Source organism: Cognatiyoonia sediminum (assembly GCF_900129845.1).
GTDB classification, from domain to species: Bacteria; Pseudomonadota; Alphaproteobacteria; order Rhodobacterales; family Rhodobacteraceae; genus Cognatiyoonia; species Cognatiyoonia sediminum.
Window position 1 is genome coordinate 77,713 of record NZ_FQXB01000005.1, and the last position, 22,977, is coordinate 100,689.

At 54.9% G+C, this 22,977-nt stretch carries 20 protein-coding genes; 13 read left to right on the plus strand and 7 right to left on the minus strand.

Annotated features, from left to right (window positions below; all coding sequences use genetic code 11):
* Positions 1–68 precede the first annotated feature (68 nt).
* Positions 69–767 carry a DUF599 domain-containing protein gene (locus tag BUA85_RS13770; protein WP_072902072.1) on the plus strand — a complete coding sequence of 233 codons (699 nt, stop codon included), beginning with the start codon at positions 69–71 and terminating at the stop codon, positions 765–767.
* Positions 764–1,117 carry a hypothetical protein gene (locus tag BUA85_RS13775; RefSeq protein ID WP_072902074.1) on the plus strand — a complete coding sequence of 118 codons (354 nt, stop codon included), beginning with the start codon at positions 764–766 and terminating at the stop codon, positions 1,115–1,117. Before BUA85_RS13770 ends, BUA85_RS13775 begins: the two co-directional genes overlap by 4 nt.
* A 2-nt stretch (positions 1,118–1,119) precedes the next feature.
* Here BUA85_RS13775 and BUA85_RS13780 read toward each other — a convergent pair whose 3' ends face one another.
* The 4 genes from BUA85_RS13780 to BUA85_RS13795 are packed head-to-tail and all read right to left on the minus strand — an operon-like array spanning position 1,120 to position 7,812.
* A complete protein-coding gene (locus BUA85_RS13780) occupies positions 1,120–3,186 on the minus strand; it encodes a hypothetical protein (RefSeq protein WP_072902075.1) in 2,067 nt (688 codons plus the stop codon).
* Positions 3,183–5,939, minus strand: coding sequence for a DUF4159 domain-containing protein (locus tag BUA85_RS13785; protein ID WP_072902076.1), 2,757 nt, complete (start codon positions 5,937–5,939; stop codon positions 3,183–3,185). The genes BUA85_RS13780 and BUA85_RS13785 overlap by 4 nt, the downstream gene beginning before the upstream one ends.
* Entirely contained in the window at positions 5,939–6,811 is an 873-nt protein-coding gene (locus tag BUA85_RS13790) for a DUF58 domain-containing protein (protein ID WP_072902077.1), read from the minus strand. The genes BUA85_RS13785 and BUA85_RS13790 overlap by 1 nt, the downstream gene beginning before the upstream one ends.
* Complete coding sequence (locus BUA85_RS13795) at positions 6,808–7,812, minus strand: AAA family ATPase (RefSeq protein WP_072902078.1); 1,005 nt, start codon at positions 7,810–7,812, stop codon at positions 6,808–6,810. Before BUA85_RS13795 ends, BUA85_RS13790 begins: the two co-directional genes overlap by 4 nt.
* A gap of 69 nt (positions 7,813–7,881) precedes the next feature.
* On the opposite strand from BUA85_RS13795, the gene BUA85_RS13800 reads away from it, so the two are divergent.
* The 3 genes from BUA85_RS13800 to BUA85_RS13810 all read left to right on the plus strand — a co-directional run bounded on the left by BUA85_RS13800 (position 7,882) and on the right by BUA85_RS13810 (position 9,612).
* On the plus strand, positions 7,882–8,457 hold the full coding sequence (locus BUA85_RS13800) for a DUF1285 domain-containing protein (protein ID WP_072902236.1): 576 nt from the start codon (positions 7,882–7,884) through the stop codon (positions 8,455–8,457).
* Positions 8,458–8,550: 93 nt separating this feature from the next.
* Positions 8,551–8,919, plus strand: coding sequence for a VOC family protein (locus BUA85_RS13805; protein WP_072902080.1), 369 nt, complete (start codon positions 8,551–8,553; stop codon positions 8,917–8,919).
* Positions 8,920–9,612 (plus strand): helix-turn-helix transcriptional regulator, encoded by a 693-nt coding sequence (locus BUA85_RS13810; RefSeq protein ID WP_072902081.1) that lies wholly within the window; start codon positions 8,920–8,922, stop codon positions 9,610–9,612.
* A gap of 14 nt (positions 9,613–9,626) precedes the next feature.
* Here BUA85_RS13810 and BUA85_RS13815 read toward each other — a convergent pair whose 3' ends face one another.
* Positions 9,627–11,105, minus strand: coding sequence for an NAD-dependent succinate-semialdehyde dehydrogenase (locus tag BUA85_RS13815; protein WP_072902083.1), 1,479 nt, complete (start codon positions 11,103–11,105; stop codon positions 9,627–9,629).
* Positions 11,106–11,323: 218 nt separating this feature from the next.
* Between BUA85_RS13815 and BUA85_RS13820 the strand changes: the two genes are divergently transcribed.
* The 8 genes from BUA85_RS13820 to BUA85_RS13860 all read left to right on the plus strand — a co-directional run bounded on the left by BUA85_RS13820 (position 11,324) and on the right by BUA85_RS13860 (position 19,561).
* Entirely contained in the window at positions 11,324–12,142 is an 819-nt protein-coding gene (locus BUA85_RS13820; RefSeq protein ID WP_072902238.1) for a L,D-transpeptidase, read from the plus strand.
* Between the two features lie 107 nt (positions 12,143–12,249).
* Positions 12,250–13,326: a coiled-coil domain-containing protein gene (locus BUA85_RS13825; RefSeq protein ID WP_072902084.1), complete on the plus strand. Its 1,077-nt coding sequence runs from the start codon at positions 12,250–12,252 to the stop codon at positions 13,324–13,326.
* 429 nt (positions 13,327–13,755) lie between these two features.
* Entirely contained in the window at positions 13,756–14,880 is a 1,125-nt protein-coding gene (locus tag BUA85_RS13835) for a hypothetical protein (protein ID WP_072902088.1), read from the plus strand.
* A gap of 76 nt (positions 14,881–14,956) precedes the next feature.
* Positions 14,957–16,891: an ATP-binding protein gene (locus BUA85_RS13840; RefSeq protein WP_072902090.1), complete on the plus strand. Its 1,935-nt coding sequence runs from the start codon at positions 14,957–14,959 to the stop codon at positions 16,889–16,891.
* A 1-nt stretch (position 16,892) separates the two neighbouring features.
* Positions 16,893–17,228 (plus strand): hypothetical protein, encoded by a 336-nt coding sequence (locus tag BUA85_RS13845; protein ID WP_072902092.1) that lies wholly within the window; start codon positions 16,893–16,895, stop codon positions 17,226–17,228.
* A gap of 3 nt (positions 17,229–17,231) precedes the next feature.
* Positions 17,232–18,605, plus strand: coding sequence for a DUF6638 family protein (locus BUA85_RS13850; protein WP_072902094.1), 1,374 nt, complete (start codon positions 17,232–17,234; stop codon positions 18,603–18,605).
* Complete coding sequence (locus BUA85_RS13855) at positions 18,605–18,871, plus strand: hypothetical protein (RefSeq protein WP_072902095.1); 267 nt, start codon at positions 18,605–18,607, stop codon at positions 18,869–18,871. Before BUA85_RS13850 ends, BUA85_RS13855 begins: the two co-directional genes overlap by 1 nt.
* A gap of 9 nt (positions 18,872–18,880) precedes the next feature.
* Entirely contained in the window at positions 18,881–19,561 is a 681-nt protein-coding gene (locus BUA85_RS13860; RefSeq protein ID WP_072902097.1) for a DUF1523 family protein, read from the plus strand.
* Positions 19,562–19,659: 98 nt separating this feature from the next.
* On the opposite strand, the gene BUA85_RS13865 is transcribed toward BUA85_RS13860, so the two are convergent.
* Positions 19,660–21,975 carry an aldehyde dehydrogenase family protein gene (locus BUA85_RS13865; protein ID WP_072902099.1) on the minus strand — a complete coding sequence of 772 codons (2,316 nt, stop codon included), beginning with the start codon at positions 21,973–21,975 and terminating at the stop codon, positions 19,660–19,662.
* A gap of 4 nt (positions 21,976–21,979) precedes the next feature.
* Entirely contained in the window at positions 21,980–22,966 is a 987-nt protein-coding gene (gene deoC / locus BUA85_RS13870; RefSeq protein WP_072902100.1) for a deoxyribose-phosphate aldolase, read from the minus strand.
* Between the last annotated feature and the right edge of the window lie 11 nt (positions 22,967–22,977).

Genomic DNA, 22,977 nt, shown 5'->3' on the forward strand with positions numbered 1-22,977 from the left:
TAATTGGTAAATTAATATAACCAATTTATCGGATTGGCAAGCTGGAATGCCGCGACATACTGTGCGGCATGGAACATTTCTCAGCGCTCGACCAACTCCCGATCATCGATTTCATAGCCGTTGCATTTGTCGTCGGCTCTTGGTTCTTAATTGGGTGGCGCATCGAGCATCCGTCCCCTAAGCGCAGTTCAGTCACAATGCTGATGGCGCAGTTCCATAGAGACTGGGCCAAGGTCTTCGTGGATAGAGATCCGCGCATCTTTGATAGCCAAGTCCTTGGAATATTGAGACAAGGTACCGCGTTCTTTGCGTCGACAAGTATTCTGGTTCTAGGTGGATTGCTCGCATTAATGGGTAACGCGGATCCTTTGCGTGGCGTGGTCGAGCAAGTCGGATTAGTCGAAATGTCTGTCCTGATTTGGCAGCTGAAATTTGCTTTGGTTGCGTTCTTTGTCACCAATGCCTTCCTAAAATTCGTCTGGGCACATCGCGTTTTTGGATATGGCACGGTCATGATGGCTGCGGTTCCAAATGATCCAAACGCGCCTGACGCAATAGACCGCGCGATGCAGGCCGCCGAATTGAACATCCGTGCGGTCATAAATTTTAACCGCGGGCTTAGGGCGTTGTACTATGCGTTGGGTTCGCTTGGCTGGATTCTTGGTACACCGGCGCTCTTCCTGACGACTCTTATTGTGATCTGGGTGCTGTGGTCACGAGAATTTGCATCCGTTCCGCGCAGCATTCTGATAAATGGAAAAGAATGAGAGTTCTTACAGCTTCTTTATTTCTATGTGCCGGTGCTGCTGTTGCTGATCCGGTCGAAATCGTAGCCGTCGACGCCTCAAAATCTGGCGACACTTGGCGGTTTTCAGTGACCCTCCAACATCCAGATACGGGCTGGGATCACTATGCCGACGCTTGGGAAGTGTTGGACGCGGATGGCAACCGGCTCGGAATTCGTGAATTGGCGCATCCACATGTGAACGAACAGCCGTTCACGCGGTCTCAGTCCGGTATTTTGATCCCCGAGGACATGGATGTCGTTTATATTCGAGCACGCGAAAATGTGGACGGATGGAACGAAACCACGACAGAGTTCGTTTTGCCGAAATAGCGCTAGCTGCGGCCTTCTCTTACCCACGCGCCAATGATCAAACCGCTGGCGAGCAGTAGGAACGCCCATGCAGGCAGTAGCGGGGCGATGCTGATATCGGCGGTTTCGTAGGCTTCGCGAGGGGAAATCCCAAGCCAGCCGCGACCGGCAGCGGGACGACCTGGGCGAACGGTCCGCAAAGAAATATCGCCGTCAGACACCAAAACCGCACCGCCTCCTGTGGCGTCGAGAGCCGGTAAGAGGAGTTCATCAGTCGCGATCGTTTGCTCAAATTCTCGCGGTGCCGCTGGGCCCAGAGCGATAACAGCCTCCTCGTCGCCATTAGTGAGCCGATAAAGCCCGATACTTGGCGCGTCCCAAAGCGTCTCGAACCGGCCAGGGGAAACTTGATCGAGTGTCAATTCAGTTTCCGTGCCATCGGGGTGCGTGACTGTCACGGACCCTTGGCTCTCTTCCAGCGTCCTCCGGATGATGCGCATCGTTTGGCCGGATGGCTCAACCCAAAGCGCTTCTTCCTCTAACTCTGGTTCCTTCATCATCCAGTGCGCTAATCGCCTGAGCAATTCAGCCTGCGGGCCGCCGCCTTCGTAGCCACGATCCCACAGCCAAGAATGATCTGACGCCAATAGAGCAACCCGCCCGTTGCCGATCCTTTCGAGCGACAGCAATGGGCGTTCGTCCAGCCCGCTCATCAGAGTTGTCGCCGAATTTGGTACCTCAACATCAACCAAGCGGAACCAGCGGCCCCAGCTTGGGTTGTCTTCTTCAATGACAGCTTGCGTATCCAAACCCTCTGTAACCGGATGTCGCTCGCCAATATCCGTGACGAGCGGCTTATATCCTCGTTCGAACACGCGTGCGGTTGGAGACCCCGGTATGATCGAGCCGAGGGGAGAGCGATAAATGCTTTCTGCGCCACCATACTCTGGCCCAGCGGCCACCAATACCGCGCCACCATCGGCAACGTAATTCACCACATTGTCGAGGTATTGCGACGGCAGGATGCCGCGCCTGCGGTAGCGGTCAAAAATGATCAGATCGAAATCATCGATCTTTTCAAGAAACAACTCTCGCGTTGGAAAGGCGATCAAAGACAGTTCGTTCACCGGAACGCCGTCTTGTTTTTCGGGTGGTCTGAGAATGGTGAAGTGCACGAGATCGACAGACGCATCGGCTTTGAGCAGATTGCGCCAAGTGCGTTCGCCTGCGTGCGGCTCTCCCGACACCAGCAATACCCGTAGTCGGTCGCGCACCCCGTTGATTTGAACCACCGCCGCGTTGTTCCGGCCAGTTAGCTCACCATCTTCGGTCGGAATTTCGAATTGCAGCACGTTCATACCGCCGTGCGGAAGATTGACCGGTAGTTCTATATCTCGCCCAATGGCAACGTCGAACGTCAACGGCGCGCCCCCATCGATGCTGATGTTAAGCGGCACAACGCCTGAGTTTTCGGGAGCAGCACCCTGATCTTCGATGCGAAGCGTGAGGGAGACAGACTCGCCCAAAATGGCGAAGGCCGGCGCATTTGAGATGACCAAACGTCGATCCCAATCGTCGGGCTGCCCAGTTATCAGCGCATGAAGTGGGGCGGGCATGTTGGGCGTTCGCTCTAAATCGTGCAAGCGTCCATCTGTCAGTAGGATTGCGCCAGCGATCCGCCCCTGTGGTTCTTCGGACATAGCATCAGATAATGCGGCCATCAGCTGAGTACCCGCATCCCCCTCGCCATCAGCGACTGTCGATATGCGCAATTCGGTGTTGGGTAGACGCGAAACTTCTCGTTCGATGTTGGCGATTGCTTCTGCGTTTTGGGCACTTCGGTCACTGATGGATTGGCTCGCCGTTTCATCGACAACCAACAGAATGATGTCGCTCAGCGGCGCGCGGTCTTCTTGTTGGAGGGATGGATTCAAAAGAGCGCCGATCAAGACAAGTCCCGCCAGCCCGCGTAACCACCAGCCGGATAGACGTCGATACAGGGCCAAACCAATGGTGATGCCAGCTAGGATCGCGATCAGCGCGATCAGGATGATTGGCAAAAGGGGATTTAGGATAATCTCGTTCGTCATTGCCCAAGCCTCTCCAGGAGGTCAGGAACATGAACCTGATCAGATTTATAGTTGCCGGTCAGTACGTGCATGATCAGATTCACACCAAACCGATACGCCAATTCCCTTTGACGCTCACCCGTCCGGCCACGCCCAACTGGGAACATTCGGTTTCCGACGTCGTCGATGGCCCATGCACGGGCCCAATCATTGCCACCGATGACCACAGGTGTCACACCGTCGTTGAGATTGCGGAAGGGCATCCCTTCGGCCAGTTCAGCGTCGGCTGGCGCAGCTTCAACCCAGATGTCGCGGCTCGCGTAGCGACCGGGGAAATCTTGCAGCAGGTAGAATGTACGGGTCAGAACATGATCCTGCGGGATCGGTTCCAATGCAGGTATGTCGAGCGTTCTCGCGATAGCGCGCAATGTACGCCCCTCGGGGCTGCTTGACCCGAACGACGCGTTATCAGCGTCACCGGTATCAAAGAGGATCATTCCGCCCGAGCGAAGATAACGATTGAGCTTTCCATAGGCTTCACGGGAAGGAAGCCCTTGGTCTGGAGTGATTGGCCAGTAAAGAAATGGAAAGAAGGCGAGTTCATCTGTCTCGATGTTCACACCGACAGGTGCAGAGGGTTCGATTGTTGTGCGTTGGAAAAGTGTCCGGCTTAACCCGCGAAGGCCTGCTTCCGAAATTTCATCGGTGTGCTCATCGCCCGTCAGCACATAGCCAAGAACCACGTTCGAGGTCGCATTCAAAGCGAACTCGTCTTCTTGAGCCTCTGCCCATTGCGGCGTGAGTAGAACCAACGCAAGCAGCGCTGCAGTTATGTCCGCGCGCGGGCCCCTCAAACGCCCGCCAACCGCGAGCGAGGCGATGACATCAATGGCCAAAAGCAACGTGGCGGCAGCCAAGAACCATCCTTTGAGGTCAGTTTCTTCGCTCACGTCTAGGCCTTCCACTGTTACGCTGTTTGGCCATTGCGCCGTCGCGAGGGCCGTTTCCGCATCAATAACGTTTACCGCAATCAACCGATCATTGCCGCTGTAAAGGCCTGGCTGTAGCTCTGGACCCGGCGACGGATTTTCAAGGAGGCTGCCGTCGACCCCGGCAAGTGTTCGGCCGTCATAGAGACGTCCAAAGGCATCCAGCACATCTTCTGGCAACCAAGTTGTGCCTTCGAGTTCGCCAGCCTCAATATCGCTGGGGCGCGTTGAAATCGCGAGGCGTTCAAGCATTTGAACGAAAAGCCCAGACAACGGAAGGCTCGACCATTCGGCATTGGCAGTGACGTGGAACAAGATGACTGACCCCTCGCCAACTTGCTTGCGCGTCACAAGAGGCGTTCCATCGGCAAGTTGCGCAATAACGCGGGACGCGAGTGTCGGATCAGGTTGCGCCACCACTTGAGCCGTGACTTCGACATCGTCTGGCACTTGCAAACCAAAGAACGGGGAGGTTTCTGCGAAGGGCGCAAGCGCTTTTGGCTCTCCCCAGCTCATAGTACCACCGATGCTCCTCCCGCCTTGGCGCAGGCGTACCGGCAATAGCGGGTCTTCGTCTGATCGCCCAATTTCACTTGCAGCGAGCCTTGGCCCCGCAAAACGCACCAGCAGCCCACCATTTTCTACCCATTCGAGCAGGCCTTCTGTTTCATCACTTGCGAGCGTTGCGAAATCGGCTAAAACAATTGCATCTGGATTGGCCAGAAGCATATCCGACAAAGTGCCGTCGATCAGATCAGCGGTCGGTTCCAAAGCCTCGCGCAGGTAAAACAGAGGGTCAAGCAGATCGAGCTGTTCCTGATCACCAGCGCCGGACAACAGCGCCACTTCGCGTCGCTTCAGAGCGTCGTCGGTCAAACTAATGGCAGCTGCCGAGCGCACGCCATCGATCTCAAAACGGGTGATGCGATTGCGCAATTCCGGCGGGACAACAATTGCTCTTTCTGCGACGGGTTCACCGGCTGTGAAATCCAAGTCAACAGTCACCAATTGCCGCTCTACGCCTGCTGGATCAAGACCAATGGCGACGACTGGGATCGTTGTGTCATTTCCGATTGGGGTTCGTGTAGCAGAAACGAGGATTTCACCATCAACGAAACGGGCAGGGCGCAGACCGAATGTCTGGCGCGGCGTTTGAAATACGGTCACGCTGCCGCGCGCTTCAAAGTCGGTCAATAGCAAGTCCCGGCTTTTTCGCGCCAACCCATCTGACAACCAATATGTGTCGAAGTCACCAGGCAGCGTATTGATCCAGTCAAAAAGCGCGTCTTCGGCGGGTTCCCATGGGTTTGGTTGTAAGTTTGGAAGTGTTTGCGCCACGGCACTTGCAGATTGGAAGAGGGTCGTTTCTGGTAGGTCAGTCAACGACAGAAGGGCAACCGGCCGACCTTGGCGCGCCGCGTCGTTCAGCAGGGCGTCGATACGCTCAATCCGAGCGTTCCAATCACGGGCGTCGGCCCATGTCCCATCAGCGATAATCAAAAGCGGTCCGTCGCCCGTCTCTTGATTTTGCGGGTTTAGGACGGGTCCGGCAAATCCAATGATCGCAGCGGCGACGGCCATCATGCGCAACAAGAGAAGCCACCAAGGGGTTCGATCTGTCTGGCTTTCGTCGTCGGTTAGCCCGATGAGCAGTGCCACTCCGGGGAACCGGCGGCGTATCGGTGCAGGGGGAACAGCACGCAGCAAAATCCAAAGGATTGGCAACGCCAGCAGACCTAGCAGCAGCCAAGGCGACAAAAATCCAATTGGACCGATAGGCCACATCAGTTTCGCCGCTCCATCGCTTGATAAAGCCATAAGAGGGCCGAGGTTGCCGGTCTATCGGTATGATGCGTCCGAAACTGCCAGCCGGTGACTTTGGCAAGGTGGTCGAGCCGGTCTTTGCGTTCCCTCAAGCGGTCTTCATATCTGGTTTTCAGATCGCCTGCTTTGAGCGTCTCATGGCGCAGCGTTCCGCCCATCGACTCAAACACCGTGCGCCCATCGAACGGAAACGCCTCTTCTTGCGGGTCAAGGATTTGTAGCAAAGCGCCTGAGACCCCCCGATCAGCAGCCCGCATTAGGGCTCCTTCAATTGGGGCCATGTCTCCCAGAAAATCGCTGACGAACACAGCGCGTGAATGGGGCAACATGCCCTGCGCTTCGGGCGAGCCATAGTCGACCTCTGCATCCTCTGCCAGCTGCTCTGCCATTTGTCGAATTTGCGCCTCGCCCCTTTTTGGCGGGAGGCGGAGACCTGTTAGGCCAACGCGTTCGCCGCCTTGCAGCAGGAGGATGGCGGCGGCAAGCGCTATAACGCGCGCCGCGGTAGACTTTGATTGGATATTTGCGTCAGATTGAAACCGCATTGACGCCGATTGGTCGACCCAGAACAACACTGATTGGGCGATCTGCCATTCTTTGTCCTGAACAAATGCTGCGTCTGACCGCGCCGAGCGACGCCAATCGATCGATCGCGCGGTATCGCTCGCTTGAGCTGGGCGATACTGCCAGAATGTATCCCCAACACCGGCGCGCCTGCGCCCATGCTCTCCTAGAATGACTGTTGATGCCAAATGCTCCGCTTGCGCCAGAAGTGCTGGCATTGGGGCAGCAAGTGCCTCTGCTTCTGATCTGAGCGCGAGCGGTTGGCTCATGCCGCAGCTGACCCGCTGGTTAAGTCAGCGGCGAGGGTCTCGATCAAAGCGTCTAGATCTTCGCTTCTTGCACGGGCGGCGAAGGACAAGGCCATGCGGTGTTTCAAGACGGGCACGGCCATAGTTTGAACGTCTTCGGCGGATGGCGCTAGGCGGCCGTCGAGAAGCGCTGCGGCGCGCACGGTTAACATCAGGGCTTGGGCCGCACGAGGGCCTGGACCCCAGCTTACAGAAGCGCGTACAGTCTCGGGCGCATCGGCGTCGGGACGGCATTTGCGCACCAGATCGAGGATCATTTCGACGATGTTGTCGCCAACGGGCATCCGGCGCAAAAGAGTTTGTGCGGCAAGGAGTTCTTCGGATGTGAACACGGATGTCGACTCATTTTCAGTCGCACCTGTGGTGGCAATCAGAATGTCACGTTCTGTCTCGCGATCTGGGTAGGGGACATCAATTTGAACTAAGAAGCGGTCCAATTGTGCTTCGGGCAGGGGATAGGTGCCTTCTTGTTCAATCGGGTTTTGCGTAGCGAGCACGTGGAATGGTGTTCCGAGCGGACGATGCGCACCCGCGATTGTCACTTCTTTCTCCTGCATCGCTTGCAAAAGCGCCGACTGAGTGCGCGGTGAGGCGCGGTTGATTTCATCGGCCATCAGAAGCTGGCAAAAGATCGGGCCTTCAACGAACCGGAAGGACCGAGCCCCATCGGCATCCGTATCGAGAATTTCAGACCCCAGAATGTCAGCAGGCATAAGGTCAGGTGTAAATTGGATGCGGTTTCCATCTAACCCCATCACTGTCGAAAGCGTATCGACAAGGCGTGTTTTACCGAGGCCGGGAAGACCGATCAACACGGCATGGCCTCCGCAAATCAGTGCAGACAAGGTCAGGTCCACAACGCGTTCTTGCCCGATAAAGCGCTCAGATATACTCGCGCGGGCTTCGCCGAGCTTTTCGCCTAGTGCTTCGATTTCTGCGACCAGATTTTCGGCGTCAGCCATGACAATGCTCCTCAAGGACTATATCAGTCATAACAACAGATATTCCAAATGACCCCAATGGCAAAAACAATGACCGGACAAAAGATCGTTACCCCATCGGCGGAAAGCCTCGCAGCCTCAGCACGATCCGCTAAAGGCAAAGGATTGCCGCCCGTTCACCTATGGAATCCGCCGTTTTGTGGGGATTTGGATATGCGCATCGCGCGGGACGGGACATGGTACTACCTCGGTACTCCGATAGGGCGCAAAGAGTTGGTGAAACTTTTCTCGACAATCATCCGCAAGGATGGGGATGACTATTTCCTCGTAACGCCGGTTGAGAAGGTCGGGATCACCGTTGATGACGCGCCTTTTGTCGCCGTTGATTTCGATCCCGATGGCGATGCTTTGGTGTTTGAGACCAACGTTGGTGACAGAGTAGTTGCATCATCAGAAAATCCGATCCGCGTGCTCCGCGATGAAGAGACAGGCGAGCCGTCGCCTTACATCCTCGTGCGAGCCAATCTCGAAGCATTGATTGACCGAAAGAGCTTTTATCGGCTGGTCGAAATTGGCGTCGAAGAAAACATCGATGGCATAGATTGGTTTGGTGTGACGTCTAAGGGAACGTTTTTTCGGATCATACCCGCCGCCGAACTGGCTTAGCGCATTTCTTCTTCGCTACTGAAAACCTCCTGACACAACGCTGTCAGGAGTGGTATGGTTATGTGACTTCATCAACATTTGAAGGAGATTGATATGACCACTTCACCCGTGCTCGTTTGGTGCGAAATCCCGGTAACTGACTTGGATAAATCGGCAAAATTCTATGAATCAGTTTTTGGCTATACCACCGTCCGCGATGATACTCAGGTGAACCCCATGGTGAACCTGACCACTGACATGCAGGCCATTGCGGGCCATCTCTACCCTGGCACACCAGCATCTGATGGGGGCAACACAATACACCTGGCTCTTAGCGATAAGTTGGAAGATGGCATGAAACGCTGCGCTGACGCAGGTGGCGAAGTGGTAAGCCCAATCATCACCATTCCGCCCGGTCGGTTTGCATACGCCAAGGATATCGATGGCAACTCTATTGGGCTCTTTGAGCCTGCGATGGCCTAGATGCGCCGGGCCGACCGCCTTTTTCAAATATTGCAATTTTTGCGAGGCGGTCGGCTTGTGACTGCGGCCCAGCTTGCAGAGCGGCTCGAGGTGACGCCCCGTACAATTTACCGAGACATAGCGCACCTCATAGGCTCTGGCGTCCCTCTAGATGGGGAAGCTGGCGTTGGATATCTGATGCGCGATGGCTATGATCTTCCACCTCTTATGTTTTCCCATGACGAAATAGTCGCTTTGGTTTCCGCTGCTCGACTAATGCAAGCGTGGGGCGGTTCAAAGATGGCCGCAGCGGCAGAAGAGGCATTGGTCAAGATCGATGCGGTGCTGCCCGAAGATGCGCGCGTGCGATCTGGCCAAGTGCACGTGCATGCCTTTGAAGTGCGCTATGGACGCCAGAATTGGCGCGATCACCTAGATCTCATCGAGGACGCCGCCGAACGTGGTATCCGTCTGGACATGAGTTATGCCGACGCGGAAGGTCGTTCGACGCGTCGGATCATACGTCCGCTTGGGGTTTGGTTTTGGGGCAAAGTATGGACCGCGATCGCGTGGTGCGAGTTGCGTGAAGCGTTTCGAATGTTTCGCTTGGATCGGATCACCGACCTGCAAGACGCAGGCCGGTTCAAGCCAGAGAAGGGCAAAACGCTTAAGGATTTCTACGAAGCGGAAGCCTATCGCGACTTCCACCAGTAGACATTCTGTCGACGTCAGACGCTCGTACAGATGTACTTCATTTCCATGTAGTCATCGATCCCATGGTGGGAACCTTCGCGCCCAAGGCCAGACTGTTTGACTCCGCCAAATGGTGCAACCTCTGTGGAGATGATCCCTGTGTTTACGCCGACGATGCCGTATTCCAATGCTTCGGCGACTTTCGTCACGCGGCTGAGATCCTTGGCATAGAAATAGCTCGCCAAGCCAAAGATTGTGTCATTTGCCTGTGCGATCACGTCATCCTCGTCTTCGAATTTGAAGAGTGGGGCGAATGGGCCGAAGGTCTCATCTGTGCTGACGAGCATATCTTTGGTTGCATTTGTCACGATGGTTGGCTCGAAGAATAGGCCTCCAAGTTCATGTGCGTTTCCGCCGGTCAAAACTTCGCCGCCTTTTGATAGTGCGTCGTTCAAGTGTCGACGGACCTTTTCAACTGCAGCGGTTTCGATAAGCGGGCCCAATGCTGTCCCTTCGGTGAGGCCGTCGCCGATTTGTAGCGCCTCGACCGCAGCTTTGAGCTTTGCGGCAAACTCATCGTAAACGCCGGCCTGAACGTAGATACGGTTAGCACAAACGCAGGTCTGTCCGTTGTTGCGGAACTTGCATGCGATTGCGCCAACAACAGCCTCGTCCAAATCAGCATCGTCAAACACGATGAACGGTGCATTGCCGCCAAGTTCCATGGAGCACTTCATGACCTGATCGGCTGCTTGGCGCAGAAGAATACGGCCGACCTCGGTGGACCCAGTAAACGTCAGCTTCTTAACATGGGGGTTCTCGCAGAATTCTTTACCGATGTCTGATGCTGCACTTGATGTCACAACTGAGAATACGCCCTTTGGGACGCCGGCTTCTTCAGCCAGCTTTCCCATGGCAAGCGCCGACAAAGGCGTTTGGGTCGCGGGGCGGATAATAAAAGAACATCCCGCAGCAAGGGCAGGCGCCGCTTTGCGCGTGATCATGGCATTCGGGAAGTTCCAAGGAGTGATCCCCGCGGCGACACCAATGGGTTGTTTGATAACGGTGATGCGCTTGTCGGGCATGTGACCCGGAATGGTTTCGCCATAGACGCGTTTCGCTTCTTCCCCAAACCATTCAATGAAAGAAGCACCATATGCGATTTCGCCTCGGGCCTCTGCCAAAGGCTTACCCTGCTCAGCGGTCAGAATGATGGCGAGGTCTTCTTGGTTCTCCATCATCAGGTCAAACCACTTGCGCAAAATCTGAGCGCGGGACTTACCTGTCATCGCCGCCCAAGCATGCCTAGCATCTTCTGCTGTTTGAATAGCATCGGCAGTTTCCGCACGGGAAAGGTCTGCGACGGTGGCGATGACGTCACCGCGTGCAGGGTTCGTGACTTCAAATGTCTTGCCAACTGCAGAGCTCACCCATTCCCCTCGGATGAACGCTTTTTCGCAAACGAGGTCTGGGCGGGAAAGCAATGACTTCAGGTCGGTTGTTTGGTCAAGCATGGTAAGGCTCCGTCAATTTGCGGTGCATCTGAGGCAAATCACATCTTCGCGTCCAGTACTTTCGTTACTGGCTGCATCGTATTAGGGTATCTGGACTATTCTGAAGAACTGACACCAATCCGCAACTATCGTTGGGGTTGAAGATATGGCGCGCTATTTGACGTTTTTTTGCCATGTTGACGGCTGATAGGATCGCGGAAAGCCAATTAGGTATGAACATGATTTCAGATTCGATCACCCGTCGCTCGTTTGGTGCGCTCATGCTGTCATCTGCAGCCGCTTGCGGTCAGTTGCCATTTTCCAACCCTGAGGTTGAAGAGACCCCTCAATTTCTGGAGGGATATGGTCCGATATTTGATGCGGGATATACGCTTCCGGGCATTCCTGAGGAATACACACAAGGCATCAACCGCCGGATGGAAGGCTTCTACACCGGAGAGGCTGAGCCGGGTACAATTGATGTCGATCCTTATTCCAAGTTTTTGTATCTGATCCAAGAAGACGGTCGCGCAGTACGCTATCCTGTTGGGGTTGGTCGTGCTGGCCGCAGCTTCAGCGGACGAGGTACCATTCAACTTAAGAAAAAGTGGCCGGGCTGGACGCCGACGCAGAACATGATCCGTACTGAACCGGACGTTTATGGCCCGTTCCGGCGGGGCATTCCGGGCGGTTTGCGGAGCCCACTTGGTGCACGTGCGTTGTATCTATATCGCGGCGGTCGCGACACCTTCTACCGTATTCACGGAACAAATGATTTGGAGAGCATTGGCAACTCTGGTTCAGCCGGATGTATCCGCATGTTCAATCAGGACATTATCGACCTCTATAACCGTGTTTCGACGCCTATGAAGGTCAATGTGCGCAGCGAGGCGGAAAGCCTTCGTGTCGATCCAGAATATTTTGGCCGCGGTGTCGAACTGCCGCCGAAATTCTTGGATGCAGATGAGGTTTACAACGCGCTTGAAACCGATACGCCGCCTGACTTTGACGCTGTTGACCCGGCTCTCATACCGGAAGTAGTTGAGTCAGAAATCTAAGCCGCTAAAGTGTATCCATTCCGTCGTTTTACGGACACAAACCCTTGGTAGCAGGGCTGTGGATACCTATATGTTAATAGGAAAAACATTAGAACAGGGGACTGCATATGGCAGATTTTGACGCGCAAATTGAACAATCTCAGGCTCAGGTCGCGGAAGCACAAAGTAAGATTGCAGAGCTGACCAGCCGGATCGAAACGGCGCGTCAGAAGATGGCAGAAGGGGCAGATATCGCCGTAGATATTGAGAATGCCACCCTTGAGGATGTGCACGCCCATACGGAGCTTATGAACGCCAATATTGCTGAATTGATTATGGGCTTGGACGATGTGACGGCGGGCTTTTCGAAAGACTTCGATGAAATGCGGTCGAAAACCACGATGGAAAGCATCGTGGGCTGGTTCTCCGGCGCGAAGTCGGACTCGATGCGGGAAGAGCGGATGCGCGAAAGCTCGGTCGATGACAAATTGCAGGATCTAATCAGCAAGTCGGACACGATCGTTAAGCTGCTGCAAGGGCAGCTCGATATGCTGAACGAACAAAAGACGAGTGTTGAGACGAACCTTTCCGGCACGTTAGATGAGCGTGAAATGGTTGTGGCTGAGTTAGAAGGCGTGCGGGCCGAGATTGGTGGTATGGACCCCGCGATCATCACGTTGGAGAATAAGATCAGCGTCGAACAAGATGCCGCCGCGCGGACGAAGCTTGAAACAGAACTCGCTGAGCTGAACACCAAATACAACGCGCTGGTACAGGATGAGCAGGTGAAGCTTGCGAAGTCGCAGACGCTGGAGCGCTATATTGAGAAGGGCAAAACCTGGATTGACTCGCTGCAGAACCAGGCGGCGACGCAAATGGTGCTGATCAATAAGCTGCAGACGGACACCAAGCAGCGGGTTGTTCTCTATGATGCGCTGTCGAAGTCTTTGAAAACGGCGCAGCAGCAGGACGTGGCGCACCGGATCAATGAGATCGGTGTGAAAACCGACCAAGAGGCGCAGACCGCGATGGCAGCGATTGGGTCAGCGACCAATGCGAAGATGGCGGACATGCTGGAAGCGCATGAGGACCACATGGTCTTTGCCCGCGAGGTGTTGGAGCAAAAGGCAAAGGCCGATGAGCGGTTTATCCGCCGGTTCCAGAAGATCGTGGAGAAGCATGATAGCAATCAGTACGGGGCTTAATGTCCATTAGGTTGCGGTCCATTTTGGCGTTTACTGGACTCGTTGTTGTTTTCGTTGCCGGAGGGCTTCTAACACAGAGCGAAATATTCAGTTCGTCAGAGATTGAGTTTTTCTTGTTTTTGATAATGGTGCCTCTGTTCTTGCTTGGCATTGCTGCTCCGGCCTCGCGCAGTATGCTAAAGTCAACAAAATGGCTTGAGAACGAGCGAAATCTTCAAATTTGGCAGGATTCTCACGGCCCTTTTATGGGTAAATTTAGAGAGTGGTTTCTGGGCATAGATAAAGCGGGACACTTACGCGAATGAAGAGTTTGAAGTATTGCACCCAGTCGCCCGGCATCGCCGGGCAGCGCCCGGACCTCCCCCCGAGGGGAGAGCGCTTCGCACCCACCCCTGATGTCCGTGCGATGCCCTTTCTATTGAGAATTGAATGACCAAAACTGACCTCTCACAAGATCACTTCCAGCTTGAAGACACTCGTGTCACGCGTCGGTACTTTGGGAAGTTTGAGAAGATCACCGATCACCTGACCCGCGTCGCGGCCACGATGGAGGCGGAGCGGCGGTTGGCGCGACGGGATATTGAGGCGCTGGCAGGATATCTGGTTGGGCTAAATTACACGTTCAAAGCGCTGGCACATAAGTACCATTTCTCTGGCCGGTTCGCCCATGCGGGGCAATTGACCTTTGATAGGGTGGAAAGCGGGTTTCCTGTTTATCAAGAACTGCTCGAAATGGCGAATGATGCGCAGCAAGCGCAGGCACACCTTGCTTCGATGCCATCGGTTGAAGAACTCAAGGAACAAATGGTCCGTACGATAGTCGGCGATCAGGAGATACCGACAAAACTGCAGTTCGCGCTGTCGCAAAGGCTCTATTATGAAGAGCTTTTGAAAGAGAAACTTTTCTGGGCGCGCAACGATCCCAAAATTGTCTGGCAGGGCAACAAACATGATCGCCGCCGTACGTTTCAAATCCATTGGGCAGTCTATGATAGTCAGGTCAATCTGCCGACGATCTACCTGATGGATATTGAAGATACCGGTCGGACAGGCTTGCCCAAGGACGAAAAGCGGTGGCCGGAGGTGCAAGCGCATCTGATGGCGCAATCCGTCGGTGGGTTGAAGTTGTTGACCATCGCCAAAGGCTTTGACGAGGATTTTGACGACTTGCACCCCGTGCGGTTACGGCGATTTCATATCGGGCCAATGTATAGCCACGCCTTCACCCGTCAGCGTGGGCCATTGCGCGAGGTGTTAGAGCAGGCGAAATCCCCCGTTGGCGAGGATTGGGCGCTTGTCTGGACCGAAGAGGATTTGGTGTCGGAACGCGCTGAACGGGTGAAGTCAGGGTGGTTCGGGACGGTTGAGCGGCAGATATTCACGCTTGATCCCTTTGCAGGGCAGGGTGCGGATACGGGCACGACGCGGATGGAGCGATCTTTGATTATGCCGGAGCGCCCTTATCAAGCATTGGCCGAACGCAATCCTCCGGGGTTTCGGGATGTGCGGAAATTTGTCGTGGGCGATGGGGGCCGCGTGTTGAGTTACCGATGACGGGCGTCGCTTTTGCGCCCTGGCGCAACGCGCCCCGCCCGCCATCCCGCGAGATTAGACAGAAAGACGAACTGAGATGAGCCAGACAACCGATCAGATGGAACTTCGCGAAGAAGAAATCCGCAGCCACTATGCCGCTGCCTTGGATTTGCTCGACGGGTTTGATCACGCCCCGCGGATCGCGACGGCGACTGCACCGGCGGCGGAAAAATCATCTGGCGTCGGAACACGTCGGGCGTTTCGGTCAACGACGCCGGGATTAGCGACGAGACGCGTCGCCCGCAAAGAGGGCATTCAGCTGACGTCGCGGATCGAAGCGGTAGAGGGGGGCGATGGTTTGGTCTCTCCTTTGCAAGCAACGGTGCAACAGTCGTTGCGTCGCGCCATCGCCATCGCTTTGGCTGTGGGTGAGCAATTTGCGGAGCGCACCGCGTTGAAAGACCACAAGCGGGCCAATTTGGAAGGCAGCCTCGCTGATGGAGCGCGGGCCGAATTTTCCGAGTTACTCACGGCCGAGGCATTGGTCGCGCTTTATGTCTTTGGTTCTGCCACAGCCTTCCTGCTTGCCCCGCACGCAGGCGAAGATACAGTTGAGGTTGGAGAAGTCGAGGAGTTCCTGACTGACAACGGGCAATTGGCATTACACGGTGCGTTGTGGGAGCTTGACCAAGACATCGGCAAACATGCGGGCGACGAACCGAAACTCGTCGCAACGATCTTGGCATTTGCGGAAAGCTTGATGGATAAGACCGCGGCCCGCGCAAGTACGGCCGGCCGGTTGGAGCCGTTCAATACCGCGAGTTGGCGGGTTGAGGCGGATGACTTCCCGATCAACGGGTTCACACCTGCGCAGAAATCCAAGGGCTCTGTCCTGACGATGACGTTCAAGAAACCGAACGAAGTTGTCGGCAACCACATCGCCAAATATCAGGCGTTGAAGCTCTCCAAGATGTTGATGGCCTACGATTTTGAGCGGAAGCTTAACCCGTTTGCCGAGTTGGGCGGATTTATCTTTACCTTCATGGGCGACGGGAAACCGGGGACAGGTAAGACGACGTTGATCCAAATGATGGCCGGGCTGATCAACGATTACTGCCAAGTCGCGGGCTATCCGTTCCGCTATCAAAACCTATCGACGGACAATATTGATAGCTATCAGGGTAAATCCGGACAAAATGCAAAGGCATTCATCAACAACGTTGTTGATCCCGGTGTGATCGGGTTTGGTACGATTGACGATATTGATCAGTTGGCGGGCAAACGTGGGGATCGTCAGTCCTCTGCCGGTCAGTTGGAAATCACGGCTGTGCTGATGGAGAGTTTTGCGGGTGCCAATACGGTTGTACGAGGCAATTGCACCTTTGGGATGTTCTCGAACTACCCTGAAAACGTTGATGACGCCTTGCGCCAACGTGCCGGCGCGCGGTTCTTGGTCGACGGGCCACAAACGCGCGAAGACTATATTGATATTCTCTACCTGCTGATGGGTAAGAACCACGATATCCCCGTCGGTCAGCACGAAGTTTTCTCAGCGCAAGAGATCAAAAAGGCTGTGGCCGCCAGTTTCGAAAGCCACGCGCGCCCGCATGAAGAGGGGTTGATGAAGGTGTTTGATCGGGTCCAGTCCCAGATTGGGGATCTTGATACGATCGCCAAGCTGGGGACCTATCTGAAGGGCATTCAGGAAGCGGACGAACGCTTTACGGGACGTGCAATCAAGAACATCACAGATGCCGTTAAAGTGCGGGCCATGGATTTCGAACTTCCTGACGAATGGATGGAAAACCCCGAGCTGTTCCTTTTCAAAAACTACGACACCAAACGCGACATGATTGCCGATCTCCGCCAGCCCATCACGGTCGAAATGGTCATTCAAGAGATCAACCGCTACGCCGATAGCGAATTCCGATATGCGGACAAATCGGACGAAGTGGCGATTGAAAATGCCGTCCGAGATATGGAGCGCATGGAAGAGGCCAAGCGCCGTTACCTGGAAGGAAAGGGAAGCTAAGATGCTGTTGGATGGCCTCTTTTTTCCTGCTGTGATCCTCGCGGTGTTGTCGTGGATGGTACCGAAGCTGCTTAGCTTCGTGATGCCCGAGGGTGTGAAACCTTTGCTTTTGTTGGCATTACTTTCAACGTTGATTTTGTTCCTTCTTTCTAGTGTGTTTTTCTTCGTTCTTTACCTCTGGCAAGGCGCGACACTCGCGCGATTGGCGGAAGGCGGACTTTCAACGAACATCCTATTGTTCGGGCGGTTGGGTATGATTGCAGGGATGATTTGGGCACCCATCATGGTTCTTTCGGTTGCGGCGCTACCGCGCCGTTGGAAAAAGGAGGTCTGGTAAATCATGGATCTTCTGATCGAAAAGGGCCTGATGTTCGGCAATCTGATCCGCATTGATAGCCCAGTCTTGGTTGAACGCTACAATCGGGCGCTCGATGCTTTGACGGGTAAGCGAACCGAACTGACCGAGTTTCATATCGATATCGCTGGTTTCTCCCCAGAGATCGGGGATGAGTTGGCTGATCCGCTCTACCTTAACCATGAAGGTGTCAATCGGCAGTTCATCTTGTTGACTACCGAGCAGAAACGCGCGCCACTTCTGTCGTCGAAATTCTCAACATCACGAAGTATTCTACGCCAGTTTATTGATGAAAACGAACGCGAGTTATTTGCCCTGACGGTGCGGGACGCTGTGGCGGGCGAGGTGGTGAACTCTGTTTTCCGGATTGAGACACCGGCCGATTTGTTCGAGATCAGAAAACTGCGGATCGAGGCAGACACTACCGACGGGACCGTTCGCGTGGCGAAACGGCTTCGGGGCATGATCGATGAATTTAAGACCCGTCCTGATGCGTGGTTCGACGACGTGTTGATCGGTGAGATGATTGGCCTTGCTAAAGAAACCGGTGACGTTACCCGCAACCCTGTCATCTTGCCTGAAATGGAGTTCGACCAGTCGAACTTTTGGACCTCTCATTTTGGCGGCCTCTATGTCTTTCGGGATATTGAGAATCCTGCCGTAATCAGTGTTGGGCCAAAGAAAAAAATCGGGAAGACACCGCTGCCGATTGTCTTTGATTTCGATGATCGCGCGCATATTGCGACCTTTTTGGATTTGAACGACTTGGTGGAGCCGATCATCAAAGCGCGCGGAATGGATGCAACCGCTGTCCTTCGGCAGAAGATGGATTTTATCGTTGCACGCGTTGCCGCCGACAGAGGAGAAGAACTTAGCCAGGCGACGCGACGTGATCTGCGCGCGTTGGGCCGCAAGTACGCAGCAAGTTTACCGGCTGAGTGGCAAGGTTTGGCGGCTTTGGTGCGCTGGGCTGAAGAGGGCGGAAGTTGGCCGCATATCACGTCAGGCCACCCAGCCTATTTCTATTCCTTGAGAGCCAAACCGCACAAGGACGCAGATTTGGTCAACCGGTTGCTGGCAGAGCTGTCACCGCTTGATTTTCGCCAATTGTTTATCTGTCATAAGGATGCCTTTTACGCGGCTTACGCTGAATGGCCGGATGCAAAGCAGGCCTATGTGGCGCGTTTTTTGGAATCTGAGTATCAGGTGGATAAGGCGGGTGCTCGTGAAGCGCTTTTCGGTTCAGAGGCGGATATGAGCGAACCGGATCCGCAGGACGCTTCGCCGTGGAGCGCTGGACGCTCTCGTGATATGATCGATCGTGTTGGCCCTTGGGGTGCCATCAATAGGAGAATGTGATGGGGTTTGTTCGTCTCGTTATTTTTGGCTTTCTATTACTGAGTGTCATCTATCTTTCGCTGTCCTGGTTCACTCGGTCTCTGCGGCGCGAAAGCCTTGAAAATGAGTGGGATGAAGACCAGCCTGAAGGTATCAGCCGAGACGACTACGTGGCAGCGGGGATTAAAGAGTACAATGACGGTTTGAGGCCTAAGCTATTGTTATTGGTCTACGTGATCCCCACCGTTTTGATTGCCACAATTGTTTATCTGACCAATTCGAACTGAGGACTAGCAATGAACCGACTGCGTATGATTTTTAGGGTGACGGTTTTTGTGATCGTCGGTTTGCTCTTGCATTATGTTTTGCCCCAACATGACATAGTGCGCATCACATCAACCGAAGTAATCCGGACGGATTTCAGTGGCTTCAATCGGTTCTTCTATGCGCAAGCGGACAGCGGAAACGTCGATCAGCCAACGCGTGATTTGCGGCTGATCAATACGGACAAGAGAGAGACATTCCTTCTAGGGTTCATCCCACGCGACTCTACCGAAGTGATGGTCTACCGCAATGAAGACACCGGTTGGATTTGGCCGCCGTACTTCAAGTTTGATAGCTCTGATTTACAAGCGGAGGCGGCAAGTGCGGCCAAGGAAGACGGCTGGCACGTGATGACACACTATGGCTGGCGTATTCGCTGGGCATCTATCTATCCCAATGCGATTGATATTCGGCCTGTGGAGGGGCCGGACGTACGGGTTATCCCGTGGTTTAACATCTTCTTCTTTACCTTCTTGATCATCGCGATTGTGACGATCCGTGCGATGTGGCGACAATTCCGAGAGCGGAAGGTTGATCCCCTGTTAGATCAAGCGGGAGACAAATTTGATGAGGTTCAGGCTGGCGTCGCTGAGCGGCGGTCTGGGGTGCGCAAGTGGATGAACACTTGGCGAAAGCCAGAGAATAGAAAGTAGGGTGTAGGCGGGCCCGCCTGCCCACCCCATTTGGGGGCATTCTGCCCCCACGGCCTTTCAGGCCTTCCCCCTGAAGGTATTTTTGGCAAGAGGAAGGGCTATTCGCCGTAAGGGATCCAGATATTCTTGATCTCGGTCGCGGCGGCGAGAAGGTCTTTTGCTGGCGGCGCATGATCGTAACCGTGGTTAACGCATGTGCGTTTCAGGTTTCCGGCCGCAGCTTTCTCGATTGTTCCTGAGATATCAGAGCCGGAGAAGGACCACACAGCGTCAATATCTGCATGACCAGCCACGTGGGGGGCGAGTTCTGCATGCCCACCTGTCAGGATATTGACCACACCGCCCGGAACATCCGAGGTTTCTAGGATTTGGTAGAGGTCGGTGGCCAAAAGCGGGAAAGGCTCTGAACCGATCAGTGTAATCCTGTTGCCCATCGACATTGCGGCTGCCATTGGGGCGACCGCGCCGAGTAGAGGGTAGTCATCCTCACAGAAGACCGCGATCTTACCGACCGGTTCTTTCATGGCCAATGCGACACCGCGGATTGGGACCCCATGCGCTTGACCGTCGTATTTGTCGGCCCAAGCGGCAAAGGTGAAGAGGGTTTGAATTGTTTGGTCGACTTCGACCTTGCCCGCTTTGCCGGTCAGCGACTTGATCCGATCTGCAAGTTCATTGGCGCGTGCTGAGAGGTTTTCAGCGATGTAGTAGAGGATTTGCGCACGCAGGTGGCCGGTCGTTTTGCCCCAACCTTTGGCCGCGTTCATGGCTTCTACGGCGTTTCGCACATCCTTGCGATTGGCGAGACCAGCGTGTCCGACCAAGGCACCTTTTGGCCCGTAGATTGGTTTGCTGTAGCCACCGTCGGGCCGCACTTGCTTGCCACCGATGTATAGTTTTGCCGTGCGATCTAGTGGATCACTAGGTGCACCATTGCCTGAGTAGGCTTGGATCGGTTTCAGTTTTGTCGGTTTCGCTTTAGGCTTGGTATAGGCTACCAATCCTTCCCAACCGCCTTCGCGACCAAACCCGCTTTCACGAACGCCTCCAAATCCGGCGGCGGCGTCCATCATGTTTGTTCCGTTGATCCAAACGATGCCGCAGACGAGTTTTGGGGCGATGTCTAGGGCGAGATTTATGTTTTCCGACCAAACAGAAGCCGCCAGACCATAGCGAGTATTGTTGGCGATCTCGATGGCCTCCTCAGGTGTGCGAAACGTTGTGGCGGCCAGAACAGGGCCAAAGATTTCTTCCTGCATTAAAGTTGATGCTGGGTGCAGGCCGGTGATGAGCGTCGGCGGAAAGAAACAGCCAGAGGGTGCAGCAGTTTGGAAGGTCTCGCCCTCTGAGTTGTCGCTGACCATCTTGGAGATTTGTTCAAGCTGAACCGGATGCACGATGGCGCCAATGTCGATGCATTTATCAAGCGGATCACCGACCCGCAGGCCCGACATACGCGTTTTGAGGCGCGTGTAGAAATCCTCGGCAATGCCTTCTTGTACTAGTAAACGGGATCCGGCGCAGCAGACTTGGCCTTGGTTGAACCAAATCGCGTCCACAAGTCCTTCGATCGCGCTGTCTATGTCGGCGTCTTCAAACACGATGTATGGGGATTTCCCGCCGAGTTCCAAGGTCAGCTCCTTGCCCGTTCCCGCGGTGGCTTCGCGGATGATCCGACCAACTTCGGTCGAACCGGTGAACGCGATTTTGTCGACGTCGGAATTTACAAGTGCGGCCCCAGTCGAGCCGTCACCAGTGACGATGTTCACGACGCCGGGCGGCACACCTGCTTCTGTGCAAATCTCAGCAAACACCATTGCGGTGAGGGGGGTGTATTCCGCGGGTTTCAAGACGACCGAGTTGCCCATGGCCAAGGCGGGCGCGATTTTCCAAGCCAGCATCAGCAAGGGGAAATTCCAAGGGATAATTTGCCCACAGACCCCAATCGCCTTGCGATCCGGCAGTTCGGTTTCCATAAGCTGCGCCATTCCTGCGTGATAGTAGAAATGTCGTTGCGCCAGTGGCACGTCAATGTCGCGGCTTTCACGGATGGGTTTACCGTTATCGAGCGTTTCCATCACAGCAAAAAGACGGCTGTGCTTTTGGAGGAGGCGTGCAATCGCGTAAAGGATGCGCGCGCGGCCTTGACCGCCTAACTTCTCCCATTTAGGTTGTGCTTTTCGCGCGGCGGCAACGGCCCGTGCCACTTCCTCTTCGGTACCGTTGGTGACACCGGCGAGGCGTTCGCCTGTAGCTGGGTTGGTGGTGGTAAAATCGTCTCTCAAAGGACCCCACGACCCGTTGATGTAGTGGCCAGCGATGCCGCCGCGATCTGCCAACCATTGCAAAGCCTCGGTGCTGCTTTCGGGGGCTGGGCCATAGTCCATCGTTTCGAAAATCTCTTTGACGGTCATATGTTTATCCAATCGGGTGGCGCCAGTTGGCGGAGTAGTTGCCGGTCACATAGTGTTCGAGTTGTCGTTCGATATCGCCTAAAAGAGAAGAGGCACCAAAGCGGAAAAGGTCGGGCTGTAGCCAGCGGCCGCCCAGTTCGTCCTTGATCATTGCAAGATAGGTAATCGCGTCCTTTGCCTTTGAGATACCACCAGCTGGTTTATAGCCGACTTTTAGGCCAGTGCGCGCCTCATAGGCTCGGATAGCACGGATCATGGCGAGCGTGACCGGAAGGGTCGCATTCACTGGCTCCTTGCCGGTCGATGTTTTGATGAAATCGGCCCCCGCCATCATGCAAACCAAACTTGCTTTGGCGACGTTGCGAAGGGTGCCAAGTTCGCCCGTCGCAAGGATGGCTTTGACATGCGCGTGACCGCAGGCGGCGCGCATTTCTTTCATCTCGTCGTAGAGCGCTTGCCAGTTTCCGGTGAGCACGTGGCGGCGCGAGATGACGATATCGATTTCTTCAGCGCCCGCTGCGACGCTTTCGCCGATCTCCGAGATGCGCAAATGGAAGGGTGACAAGCCAGCTGGAAAGCCAGTTGAAACCGCGGCTACAGGGATGCTCGTGCCGCGCAGTGCATCCACGGCTGTTGGCACCATGTCGTGATAGACGCAAACCGCACCGGTGGTCAGGCCAGTCATACCGATCTTATCAAGGATAACTGGAGACACGGGCTGGCGCGCCTTTGCGCAAAGCCGTCTGACTCGCGCTTCTGTATCATCGCCAGACAGTGTCGTTAGGTCCATGCAAGAGATCGCTTTGCACAGCCAAGCCGCCTGGTGCGATTTCTTTACAGAACGGCGACCCGGCAGAGTTTTTGCCCGCCGCTCAATTGCAGATGTGTTCGCCTGTACTGATGCCACCCAATCCAGATCGAGAGGCATTCCATCGTTTCTCGGCTCTTGGATTTGCGGCAATTGCAGGGATTCGTCGATCGCGGTTTGCACGTCAGGACTCC